Here is an 11,957-nt window from a genome sequence, read left to right as displayed (position 1 = left end):
ACGGCTATTGTCCCGCCTCGCTCACCGTGCCCCGAACCAGGGTCGGCGTGGCGATGATCTCCTCCGTCAGGTCGCGGACGATCTCGTCGGCGGCCCGGTGCGCACTGGCGACGCAGGCCGGGATGCCGACGCCGTCGTAGGCCGCTCCGCACACCCGCAGCGCGCGCAGCGCGCCGACGTGTTCGCGGATCCGGGCGACCCGGGCGAGGTGGCCGACCGGGTACTGGGGCAGGCCGCCGATCCAGCGGGTGACCTCGGTGTCCACGGGCCGCGCGGTGAGTCCGGTGGCCTGGGCGAGGTCGCGCCGGGACGCGCCGACCAGCTCGACGTCCTCACGGTGCAGGTGGTCCTCCTCGCCGTACCGGCCGACGGAGGTGCGCAGCAGGAAGAGGTCGGGGGCCGCGTCGGCGACCCACCGCCACTTGTTGCCGGAGAAGGTCGACGCCTTGATGGTGCGGCCGTCGACCGGCGGCACCAGGAAGCCCGAACGGCCGTGCAGGGCCTCGGTTCCCGCCACGTCGGCGCGGCGGTAGGCGAGGGTGACCAGGGCCATCGAGGCGTACTCGACACCGGCGAGCTCGGCGGAGGCGGCCGGCGAGGAGGCGGCCAGCAGGGTGGAGGCGGACCAGGCGGGGGCGGCCAGGACGACGCCGTCGGCGGCGATCACCCGGCTGTCGGTGCGGACGGCCCAGCCCGTCGCGGTCCGGGTGAGTCCGAGGACGGGGGTGGCGGTGAGGATCTCGCCGCCCCCGGCGCGTACGGCGTCGGCCACGGCGTACGGGAGGGTGCCGATGCCGCCCTCGATGCCCTGGAAGACCGGGCCGGTCTGCTGCCGGGCCGCCGCGCGCTCCTGGACGCGGCGCACCGCGTCGAGCAGCGAGCCGCCCTCCTTCACCGCCTCGAAGAGCTGCGGTACGGCGGCGCGCATCGAGATCCGGTAGGCGTCGCCCGCGTACACGCCGCCCAGGAGCGGTTCCACGAGCCGGTCCACGACCTCGCGGCCGAACCGGTCGGCGACGTACGCCCCGACCGCCACGTCGTCGCCGACGGGGGTCGGGGTGAGGCCGGGTTCCTCGGCGATCCGGGCCAGTCCCTCGGGCGACAGCACGCCGCTGAGCGCGGCCGGGTCGCTCGGGACGCCCATGACGTGCCCCTTGGGCATCGGACGCAGGGCGTCGCGGGTCCACAGCGACGCGGTGGCGGTGGCGGGGGGCTGGAGGCGCCCGGCCAGACCGACCGCGCGGGCGAGGGCGACCGCCTCGGGCCTGCGGGCCAGCATCGACTCCGCGCCGAGGTCCACCCGCACCCCGGCCACCTCGCCGGTGGTCAGCTTGCCGCCGAGCCGGTCGGTCGCCTCCAGGAGCGTGACCCGGAGGCCGGTGGCGACCAGGCGGTGGGCGGCGGCCAGGCCGGCGATGCCTCCGCCGATGACGACGACGTGGCCCGTGGCCGGGTCCGCACGCTGATCAGAACGCTGCATGGGTCCACTCTCTCAAACCCGAGCCCGCACCCGAGGGGTGTCCCGAACGTGACCGCTTCGAAACCCACGGCCGGAAACCCGTCGCGGGACCGCCGCGTCTAACCGGCACCATCGACCACCGTCCTGGGGGGACCTGTTATGGCTGTCATGGACAGCGGCGCCGACCGATCTTCCGCCCGCCCGGCGCGTGCGGCGCACCGCGCCCGCTCCCGGGCCGTGCTCGCCGCCGGGGCGCTCGCCGCGCTGCTCGCCGTCGGCGGCTGCGGGGCCGCCTCCGACGGGGGCGGCACGGCGGACCGGAGCCTGGCGTCCTCGGAGGACGCCGAGGCGGGAGGCCGGGCCGACAGGGCCGGGGGACAGTACGCGCCCGGCGCGGACGCGGCGAAGCAGGCGCGGAAGGCTCCGGATCCCGGGGCCTCCGCCGTCACCCATGTCATCCGTACGGCCGAGCTCGCCGTGGAGGTGCGGGACGTGCCGAAGGCCGTGGCCGCCGCGCGGGTCGCGGCACAGGACGGCGGCGGCCTGGTGGCGAGCGAGAGCACCGAGCGCCTCGACGACGCGTACGAGACCTCGCGCCTGGTGCTGCGGGTGCCGCGGGACCGGTACGAGGAGGTGCTGCGGACGCTCGCCGGTTCCGGGAAGCTGCTGTCGCGGACGTCGGACGCGAAGGACGTCACCGACCGGGTGGTCGACACGGAGAGCCGGATCGCCACCCAGCGGACGAGCGTGGCACGGGTGCGGGAGCTGATGGACCGGGCGGACGAGCTCGCCGACGTCGTCACGCTGGAGGGCGAGCTGAGCAGCCGTCAGGCGGCCCTGGAATCGCTGCTGGCCCAGCGGGCGAACCTGAAGGACCGCACCTCGCTGGCGACGATCACGCTGGAGCTGACGGAGCGCGACGCCCCGGAGCCGGCCGGCGACGACGGCCCCGGGTTCGTGGACGCTCTCGACGGCGGCTGGGACGCGTTCGTGACGACGCTGCGGTGGATCGCGGTGGCGGTCGGGGCGGCGGCCCCGTTCCTGGTCACGGCGGTGGCGGCACTGGTCGGGTGGCGCGCGGCGCGGGCCCGCCGGGAGCGCCGGGGGGCCGCCGCCGAGCAGCGGGCGACGGGACCGGCCGCGCCCTGAGCCCCGTAGCGTGGGGTCCCTGACACGGCGAAAGGGACCGGCATGGCAGCGGAGCGACTCGTGGTGATCGGCGGCAACGCGGCGGGCATGTCCGCCGCGTCGCAGGCCCGCAGGCTGAAGGGGCCGGACGCGCTGGAGATCGTCGCCTTCGAGCGCGGCCACTTCACCTCGTACTCCGCCTGCGGCATCCCGTACTGGGTGAGCGGCGACGTGGAGCGGCGCGGCGACCTGATCGCCCGTACGCCCGAGGAGCACCGGGAGCGCGCCATCGATCTGCGGATGCGGACGGAGGTGACCGGGCTGGACCTGGCCGGGCGGCGGGTGGAGGCGCTGGACCGGGAGAGCGGGGAGTCGTACTGGACGGGCTTCGACAAGCTGGTGATCGCCACCGGCGCGCGTCCGGTGCGCCCGGCGCTGCCCGGCATGGACGCGCCCGGGGTGCACGGGGTGCAGACCCTGGACGACGGGCAGGCGCTGCTGGACTCCCTGGACGCCCCGGCCCGCGGATCCGCGCGGCGGGCGGTCGTGGTGGGCGCGGGGTACATCGGCGTCGAGATGGCGGAGGCGATGCTCAAGCGCGGCTTCGAGGTCACGGTCCTCAACCGGGGCGAGCAGCCGATGGCCACGCTGGATCCGGACATGGGGCGCCTGGTCCACGAGGCGATGGACGGGCTGGGCATCACGACGGTGAACGGGGCCGGGGTGACCGGGATCGCGACCGGGCCGGACGGCCGGGTGAGCGCGGTGGAGACGGAGGCGGGGGCGTATCCGGCGGACGTGGTGGTGCTGGGCATCGGCGTGGAGCCGGAGACCACGCTGGCCCGGGAGGCGGGCCTGCCGCTGGGCCCGCACGGCGGCCTGCTGACCGACCTGTCGATGCGGGTGGCGGGGTACGAGGACGTCTGGGCGGGCGGCGACTGCGTGGAGGTCCTGGACCTGGTCGCGGGCCGCACCCGGCACATCGCGCTGGGCACCCACGCCAACAAGCACGGCCAGGTGATCGGCTCGAACGTCGGGGGCGGCTACGGCACGTTCCCGGGCGTGGTCGGTACGGCGGTGAGCAAGGTCTGCGACCTGGAGATCGCCCGGACCGGGCTGCGGGAGAAGGACGCCCGCGCGGTCGGGCTGCGGTACGTCACGGCGGTGATCGAGTCGACGGGGCGGGCGGGCTACTACCCGGGGGCGAAGCCGATGACGGTGAAGATGCTCGCGGAGTACCGCACGGGCCGGCTGCTGGGCGTGCAGATCGTGGGCCGCGAGGGCGCGGCCAAGCGCGTCGACGTGGCGGCGGTGGCGCTGACGGCCGGGATGACCGTGGAGCAGATGACGGCGCTGGACCTGGGCTACGCCCCGCCGTTCTCGCCGGTCTGGGACCCGGTGCTGGTGGCGGCCCGCAAGGCGGTGGCGGCGGTGCGCGCGGAGGGCGCCTGAGGCCGGAGGGCCGCAGGGGGGCGCCCCCCTGCGGCGCGGGCTCAGCGGGCGGTCTGGGTGTGCACGTACTCCACGAGCCGGGTGAGCGCGTCGGGGTCCATGGACGGCATGACGCCGTGGCCCAGGTTGAAGATGTGGCCCTCCAGTCCGGCGGCGGCGTCCAGCACCTCGCGGGTCTTCTCCTCGACCGCCGGGGTCGGCGCGAACAGCACCGCGGGGTCGAGGTTGCCCTGGAGCGCCTTGCCGGGGCCGACGCGGCGGGCGGCCTCGTCCAGCGGGACCCGCCAGTCGACGCCGACGACGTCCGCGCCGGCCTCGCCCATCAGGCCGAGCAGTTCGCCGGTGCCGACGCCGAAGTGGATGCGCGGGACGCCGTGTGCGGCGACGGCGTCGAAGACCTTGGCGGAGGCGGGGAGCACGGAGCGGCGGTAGTCCGCGGGGGCCAGCGCGCCGACCCAGGAGTCGAAGAGCTGGACGGCGGAGGCGCCGGCCTCGATCTGGACGGTGAGGAAGGCCGCGGTGATCTCGGCGAGCCGGTCGACCAGGTCGGCCCAGAGCCGCGGGTCGCCGTACATCATGGCCTTGGTGCGCTCGTGGTTGCGCGACGGGCCGCCCTCGACGAGGTAGCTGGCGAGCGTGAAGGGCGCTCCGGCGAAGCCGATGAGCGGGGTCTCGCCCAGCTCGGCGGTGAGCATGCCGATGGCCTCGGTGACGTACGGGACGTCGTCGGGCGTGAGGTCGCGCAGCCGGGCGAGGTCGGCGCGGGTGCGGATCGGCTCCGCGATGACAGGGCCGACGCCGGGCCTGATGTCCAGGTCGATGCCGATGGCCTTGAGCGGGACGACGATGTCGCTGAAGTAGATCGCGGCGTCGACCTTGTGGCGGCGCACGGGCTGGAGCGTGATCTCGGTGACCAGCTCCGGCATCATGCACGAGTCGAGCATCGCGATGCCCTCGCGGACCTTGAGGTACTCGGGCAGCGAGCGCCCCGCCTGCCGCATGAACCAGACCGGCGTGTGCGGCACGGGCTCGCGGCGGCAGGCCCGGAGGAACGCCGAGTCGTGGGTGGCGGCGCGGCCGGCCGAGGTCGTCGTCTGCTGGCCCGAAGGGCTGTCGTTGGCACTCACGCACAGAATCTTCGCACGCACGGTGAAGGAGCCCGGCCCCGCACGGGTGTCCCTGCCTGCGCGAGGCGCGGCTTCCGCCTACTCTTCCCGGCATGGCTCCGGCTCAGGGACAGTTCTCCGATCGATCCGATGGCGCTGACGGCAAGGACGGCGCGGAGGGTTCAGTCCCGCGCGCGTTCCGGTCGGCGGTCGACGCGTTGCGCTCCGCACGGCTCCGGCCGGAGCTGGAGGTGGAGTCGACCAAGCCGCCCCAGCGCCTCGCGCCGCACGCGTACGCCCTGGAGGCGGCGGTGGTCGACGGCGAGGACGATCTCGCGGACGGGCGGCTGGTGCTGCTGCACGACCCGTCGGGGCACGACGCCTGGAAGGGGTCCTTCCGGCTGGTGACGCTGGTGAGGGCGGAGCTGGAGCCGGAGATGGCGGCGGACCCGCTGCTCCCGGAGGTGTGCTGGTCCTGGCTGACGGGTGCGCTGGACGCGCGGGGCCTGTCGTACGGGGAGGCCGGCGGGACCGTGACGCGCGCCGGATCGCACTACTTCGGCGCGCTGTCCGCGCGCCGTCCGGCGACGCAGATCGAGATCCGGGCCTCGTGGACGCCGCGCGAAGGGCGCACGGGGGTGCCCGACACGGCGTCACATCTGATGGCCTGGGGCGATCTGCTCTGCCAGATCGCCGGGCTGCCGCCGTCGGATCCGGCGGACGCGGCGGTGGTGACGTTGCCGCAGCGGCGCGGGCCACAGGTTTCGTAACGCTCCGTCACCCGTATCGCACAGGTACCGGCTCTCTTTTCGTACAATCGATCGCGCGTCCTATTTGCCCGAATTGTTACTCACCAAATCGTGATCTTCCCCTAAAGGAGGACGGGTCTGCTGCCGAAGAGGTCAATGACCCTTCAAGCACGGTTCGCCCCGGCTTCATCCCCGAGCCGGCCCCGTCCCGCCACTCCCCCCAGGAGGCCTGGTGTCCGTTCTCCTAGAGCAGCCCGCAAGCCTGGTCGCCTACCGCCCGAACAAGCCGACGGCCATGGTCGTCGTGGCCGACCCGCGCGTCCGTTCCACCGTCACCCGCCATCTGTGGGCCCTCGGAGTACGTGACGTCATCGAGGCGTCGTCCATCGCGGAGGCCCGCCCCCGCGTCGGCAACCCGCGCGACATCTGCGTTGCCGACGTCCACCTGCCCGACGGTTCCGGGCTGACCCTGCTGTCCGAGACCCGCGCCGCAGGCTGGCCCAACGGTCTCGCCCTCTCCGCCGCCGACGACATCGGCGCCGTTCGCAACGCCCTCGCGGGCGGAGTGAAGGGGTACGTCGTCACCGGCACCCGAACCAACATCGGCCACCCCACCCGCCCCGGCGTCGCCCCGATCGGCGCGAACGCCGCCCGTATGCACCGCAGGCCCCCCGGGTCCCCGAGCCACCCGGGCGGCTACCGCGAACTCTCCGGCCGCGAGGTGGAGGTGCTCCGCCTGGTCGCCGAAGGCCAGTCCAACAAGGCCATCGGCGTCTCGATGGGCCTCTCCGCCCTGACCGTCAAGTCGCACCTCGCCCGCATCGCCCGCAAGCTGGGCACCGGAGACCGCGCCGGAATGGTCGCCGTCGCCCTGCGGACGGGCATCATCCACTGACCGCACCCGGCCAGGACGTGCACCGATGCGCCTCCGGCTGGAATACGCGCATGGCCGCCCGTCGACGGAACGTTCCGTCGACGGGCGCCGCGCATACACAGATACCCTTGACACGTGACCGACGCCCAAGAGACCGCAGCAGACACTTCACTGCGAACCACCGGGGGCGCCCCCCCGGACGACGTCGCCCCGGCGCCGATCCCCTTGCTCGAACCGCGCGAGGGCATTCCCCCGGTGGTGGCGTCCGACGACGCCCTCGCCGAGGTGATCGCCGCCTTCGCCGCGGGCAGCGGCCCGGTGGCCGTCGACGCCGAGCGCGCCTCCGGCTACCGCTACGGGCAGCGCGCCTATCTCGTACAACTGCGCCGCGAGGGCGCGGGCAGCGCGCTGATCGACCCGGTCGGCTGCCCCGACCTCTCCGGTCTCGGCGCGGCCCTCTCCTCCGCCGAGTGGATCCTGCACGCCGCGACCCAGGACCTGCCCTGCCTGCGGGACATAGGCATGACCCCCACCTCGCTCTTCGACACGGAGCTGGCCGGCCGCCTCGCCGGCTTCCCGCGGGTCGGCCTCGGCGCCATGGTCGAGAGCGTCCTCGGCTACGCCCTGGAGAAGGGCCACTCCGCGGTGGACTGGTCCACCCGCCCGCTGCCCGAACCCTGGCTGCGCTACGCCGCGCTCGACGTCGAGCTCCTGATCGACCTGCGCGACGCGCTGGAGGAGGAGCTGGAGCGGCAGGGCAAACTGGGCTGGGCCCGCGAGGAGTTCGACGCGATCGCCGCCGCCCCGCCCGCCCCGCCCCGCAAGGACCCCTGGCGCCGCACCTCCGGCATGCACAAGGTCCGCCGCCGCCGTCAGATGGCGGTCGTGCGCGAGCTGTGGAACGCCCGCGACCAGGTCGCCCAGCGCCGCGACGTCTCCCCCGGCAAGGTGCTCGGCGACGCGGCCATCGTCGAGGCGGCGCTCGCGCTGCCGGTGAACGTCCAGGCGCTGACCGCGCTGCCGGGATTCGGCCATCGTATGGGCCGCCGTCAGCTGGAGCAGTGGCAGGCCGCCGTGGACCGGGCCCGCGCGCTTCCCGAGACGGAGCTGCCGCAGCCCGGCCAGCAGCCCGCCGGACCTCCCCCGCCGCGCTCGTGGGCCGACAAGGACCCGGCCGCCGCCGCGCGGCTCTCGGCGGCCCGTGCCGCCGTGTCGGAGCTGGCCGAACGGCTCCACATGCCCCAGGAGAACCTGATCACCCCGGACACCGTGCGCCGGGTGTGCTGGGAGCCGCCGAAGAACCCGACGCCCGGCGCGGTCGAGGACACCCTCGCCGAGTACGGCGCCCGTCACTGGCAGATCGAACTGGTCGCCCCGCTGCTGGTCAGGGCGCTCGACCAGCCCGCCTGAGCGGAGCCGCCCCAACGCCCCCGGCCGTCGGCCCGGGGGTGTTCGCGTTTCCGGGGCGGCGGGGGCCCGGCGGGTCCGTCCTCCGGCGCGCCGCCGTCACCCCAACGGAGGCGTTGATTCACGTACCGTAGTCGCGGGCGGTCCGGACGGCCGTCGAAGCCCGCAGGGCAGGAGCGAAATCGCGCCAGGTTCCCGAGGTCCGTGCGGCCCTCCGGCGGGCGCTCCGGAGCCCTCTGGCGCACCGGGGAGCGGTGTGACCTTCGACGCTCCGGCCACAGGGGGTGGGCAGTCTGGTTACCCGCAAGTAGCATGAGGGCAGGCGGCACGCCTCCGGGCGTGCGCCGCAGCAGTGCCATCCCGCACCCTGGAGGAGAGCCACCGTGCCTCGTACCATCCGGGACGTCGTCTTCGTCGACGGCGTCCGCACCCCGTTCGGCAAAGCGGGCCCGAAGGGCATCTACCACGAGACCCGCGCCGACGATCTCGTCGTGAAGGCCATCCGGGAGCTGCTGCGCCGCAACCCGGACCTGGACCCCAAGAAGATCGACGAGGTCGCCATCGCCGCGACCACGCAGATCGGCGACCAGGGCCTCACCCTCGGCCGTACGGCCGGAATCCTGGCCGGCCTGCCCCAGTCCGTCCCGGGCTACTCGATCGACCGCATGTGCGCGGGCGCGCTGACCGCCGTCACCTCGACGGCCGGCTCCATCGCCTTCGGCGCGTACGACGTCGTGGTGGCCGGAGGAGTCGAGCACATGGGCCGCCACCCGATGGGCGAGGGCGTCGACCCGAACCCGCGGTTCGTGTCGGAGAAGCTGGTCGACGAGTCCGCCCTGTTCATGGGCATGACCGCGGAGAACCTGCACGACCGCTACCCCACGATCACCAAGCAGCGCGCCGACGAGTACGCGGTGCGTTCGCAGGAGAAGGCCGCGAAGGCGTACGCCGACGGCAAGATCCAGCAGGACCTGGTGCCGATCTCGGTGCGCCGCACCAACGCCGAGGCGGGCGAGACGGGTTGGGGCCTGGTCACCGCCGACGAGCCGATGCGTCCGGGTACCACGCTGGAGTCCCTGGCGAGCCTGAAGACGCCCTTCCGCGCCCACGGCCGGGTCACGGCGGGCAACGCCGCCGGGCTCAACGACGGCGCCACCGCGTCCCTGCTCGCCGCCGAGGACGTCGCCCGCGAGCTGGGCCTCCCGGTCAAGATGCGCCTCGTCTCCTACGCCTTCGCCGGCGTCGAGCCGGAGGTCATGGGCTACGGCCCGATCCCGGCGACCGAGAAGGCGCTGGCCCAGGCCGGTCTGTCCATCGAGGACATCGGCCTCTTCGAGATCAACGAGGCGTTCGCCGTGCAGGTGCTCGCCTTCCTGGAGCACTACGGCATCGCCGACGACGACGCCCGCGTCAACCAGTACGGCGGCGCCATCGCCTACGGCCACCCGCTGGCCTCCTCCGGCGTCCGGCTGATGACCCAGCTGGCCCGGCAGTTCGAGGAGCAGCCGGAGGTCCGCTACGGCCTCACCACCATGTGCGTCGGCTTCGGCATGGGCGCCACGGTCGTCTGGGAGAACCCGCACTTCGACACCGACGGAGGCAGCAAGTGAGCTCCACCACTGAGCTTCTGAAGGGTGCGGCCGAGCTGTTCCCGGGCGAGGTCGTCACGCAGGCGCACGTGCGCCACCTGGACCTCCCGGCGGGGGCCGGGCGGTTCGCCCTGATCACGCTGGACAACGGCCTGGACCACACCAAGCCGACCACCTTCGGACCGCAGTCCCTGGCGAACCTGAACGCCGCGATCGACCAGGTCGAGAAGGAGGCGTCCGAGGGCTCGATCACCGGTGTCGGCCTCACCGGCAAGCCGTTCATCTTCGCGGTCGGCGCCGACCTCAAGGGCGTCGAGCTGCTGAGCCGCCACGAGGACGCGCTGGCCATCGGCAAGGGCGGCCACGACGTCTTCCGCCGCCTGGCCGGCCTCGCGGTCCCCACGTTCGCGTACTACAACGGCGCGGCGATGGGCGGCGGCGTCGAGGTCGGTCTGCACTGCACCTACCGCACCGTCTCCAAGGCGCTCCCGGCGTTCTCGCTGCCCGAGGTCTTCCTCGGACTGGTGCCCGGCTGGGGCGGCTGCGCCCTCCTGCCGAACCTGATCGGCGCGGACCGCGCGGTCTCGGTGATCATCGAGAACTCGCTGAACCAGAACCGCCAGCTCAAGGGCGCGCAGGTCTTCGAACTCGGCATCGCCGACGCGCTGTTCGAGGGTGCGGACTTCCTGGAGCAGTCGCTCGTGTGGACCGCGCAGGTGCTCAACGGCTCGGTCGCCGTCGAGCGCGCCGAGGTCGACCGCGGTGACGCCTGGGACCAGGCCGTCGCGCGCGGCCGGGCCATCGCCGACTCCAAGGTGCACGGCGCGGCCCCGGCCGCCTACCGCGCGCTGGACATCATCGCCGCGGCCAAGGACGGCGACCTGGGCGCCGGTTTCGACGCCGAGGACCGGGCCCTCGCGGACCTGATCATGGGCGGCGAGCTGCGCAGCGGCATCTACGCCTTCAACCTGGTCCAGAAGCGCGCCAAGCGCCCAGCCGGCGCACCGGACAAGAACCTGGCCCGGCCGGTCACCAAGGTCGGCGTCGTGGGCGCGGGCCTGATGGCCAGCCAGCTGGCGCTGCTGTTCCTGCGCCGCCTGGAGGTCCCGGTCGTCCTCACGGACATCGACCAGGAGCGCGTCGACAAGGGTGTGGGCTACGTCCACGCCGAGATCGAGAAGCTGCTCGCCAAGGGCCGCGTCAACCAGGACAAGGCCAACCGCCTGAAGGCCCTGGTCTCCGGTGTGCTCGACAAGGCCGAGGGCTTCGCGGACGCGGACTTCATCATCGAGGCGGTCTTCGAGGAGATCGGCGTCAAGCAGCAGGTGTTCGCGGAGGTCGAGGCGGTCGCCCCGGCGCACGCGATCCTCGCCACCAACACCTCCTCGCTGTCGGTGACCGAGATGGCGTCGAAGCTGAAGAACCCCGAGCGGGTCGTCGGCTTCCACTTCTTCAACCCGGTCGCGATCCTGCCGCTGCTGGAGATCGTGCGCGGCGAGCAGACCGACGACGCCTCGCTGGCCACCGCGTTCGGCGTGGCCCGCAAGCTGAAGAAGACCGCCGTGCTGGTCAAGGACGCCCCGGCGTTCGTCGTCAACCGCATCCTCACCCGCTTCATGGGCGAGATCCAGAACGTCATCGACGAGGGCACCCCGGTCGAGGTCGCGGAGCGGGCCGTCGAGCCGCTCGGCCTGCCGATGTCCCCGCTGGTGCTCCTGGAGCTGGTCGGCCCGGCCATCGGCCTGCACGTCTCCGAGACCCTGAACCGCGCCTTCCCGGAGCGCTTCACCGTCTCGCGGAACCTCGCGGCGGTCGTCAAGGCCGGCAAGCGCGGCTTCTACGTCCATGACTCCGGCGCGCCGGTCCTCGACCCGGAGGTAGCGGCCCTCCTCCAGCAGGGCGACACCGTCCTGACGGAGGAGCAGACCCGCGACCGCGTGCTCGACGCGGTGGCGCAGGAGATCGGCCTGATGCTGGACGAGGGCGTCGTCGCCGAGGCCCAGGACATCGACCTGTGCCTGATCACCGGCGCGGGCTGGCCCTTCCACCTGGGCGGCATCACGCCGTACCTGGACCGCGAGGGCGTCTCGCAGCGGGTGAGCGGCAAGCCGTTCCTGGCGCAGGGCGTGGCGAGCGTTCCCGCCTGATCCACGGGTCCCGCCCGGTCCACGGGCGGGAGCAGGTGCCGGAGCG

Annotated in this window: 9 protein-coding genes; 7 read left to right on the top strand and 2 right to left on the bottom strand. The window is 73.7% G+C overall.

Features of this window, described 5'->3' with window-relative positions; translation table 11 throughout:
• Nucleotides 1–4: 4 nt before the first annotated feature.
• Complete coding sequence (hemG, locus tag EES43_RS24265; RefSeq protein WP_124270685.1) at nt 5–1,480, bottom strand: protoporphyrinogen oxidase; 1,476 nt, start codon at nt 1,478–1,480, stop codon at nt 5–7.
• 147 nt (nt 1,481–1,627) lie between these two features.
• Here hemG and EES43_RS24260 point away from each other — a divergent pair, with 147 nt between their 5' ends.
• Both EES43_RS24260 and EES43_RS24255 read left to right on the top strand, forming a co-directional pair.
• Nucleotides 1,628–2,608: a DUF4349 domain-containing protein gene (locus EES43_RS24260; protein WP_124272137.1), complete on the top strand. Its 981-nt coding sequence runs from the start codon at nt 1,628–1,630 to the stop codon at nt 2,606–2,608.
• Nucleotides 2,609–2,650: 42 nt separating this feature from the next.
• Nucleotides 2,651–4,039: an FAD-dependent oxidoreductase gene (locus EES43_RS24255; RefSeq protein ID WP_124270684.1), complete on the top strand. Its 1,389-nt coding sequence runs from the start codon at nt 2,651–2,653 to the stop codon at nt 4,037–4,039.
• A gap of 41 nt (nt 4,040–4,080) precedes the next feature.
• Here EES43_RS24255 and hemE read toward each other — a convergent pair whose 3' ends face one another.
• Nucleotides 4,081–5,166 (bottom strand): uroporphyrinogen decarboxylase, encoded by a 1,086-nt coding sequence (gene hemE / locus EES43_RS24250; RefSeq protein WP_124270683.1) that lies wholly within the window; start codon nt 5,164–5,166, stop codon nt 4,081–4,083.
• Nucleotides 5,167–5,258: 92 nt separating this feature from the next.
• Here hemE and EES43_RS24245 point away from each other — a divergent pair, with 92 nt between their 5' ends.
• From EES43_RS24245 to EES43_RS24225, 5 genes are all read left to right on the top strand, one after another.
• Nucleotides 5,259–5,915: a DUF3000 domain-containing protein gene (locus EES43_RS24245; RefSeq protein ID WP_124270682.1), complete on the top strand. Its 657-nt coding sequence runs from the start codon at nt 5,259–5,261 to the stop codon at nt 5,913–5,915.
• A 211-nt stretch (nt 5,916–6,126) separates the two neighbouring features.
• Nucleotides 6,127–6,789, top strand: coding sequence for a helix-turn-helix transcriptional regulator (locus EES43_RS24240; protein WP_033300087.1), 663 nt, complete (start codon nt 6,127–6,129; stop codon nt 6,787–6,789).
• 114 nt (nt 6,790–6,903) lie between these two features.
• Nucleotides 6,904–8,178, top strand: a complete 1,275-nt coding sequence (locus EES43_RS24235) for an HRDC domain-containing protein (protein ID WP_124270681.1) — start codon at nt 6,904–6,906, stop codon at nt 8,176–8,178.
• A 380-nt stretch (nt 8,179–8,558) separates the two neighbouring features.
• Nucleotides 8,559–9,785, top strand: coding sequence for a thiolase family protein (locus EES43_RS24230; RefSeq protein ID WP_124270680.1), 1,227 nt, complete (start codon nt 8,559–8,561; stop codon nt 9,783–9,785).
• Nucleotides 9,782–11,911 (top strand): 3-hydroxyacyl-CoA dehydrogenase NAD-binding domain-containing protein, encoded by a 2,130-nt coding sequence (locus EES43_RS24225; protein WP_124270679.1) that lies wholly within the window; start codon nt 9,782–9,784, stop codon nt 11,909–11,911. Before EES43_RS24230 ends, EES43_RS24225 begins: the two co-directional genes overlap by 4 nt.
• Nucleotides 11,912–11,957: the final 46 nt, after the last annotated feature.

This window comes from Streptomyces sp. ADI96-02, assembly GCF_003846185.1.
Lineage (GTDB): Bacteria > Actinomycetota > Actinomycetes > Streptomycetales > Streptomycetaceae > Streptomyces.
The sequence above is the reverse complement of the archived record's forward strand: the minus strand, read 5'-3'. Positions and strand labels throughout refer to the sequence as shown.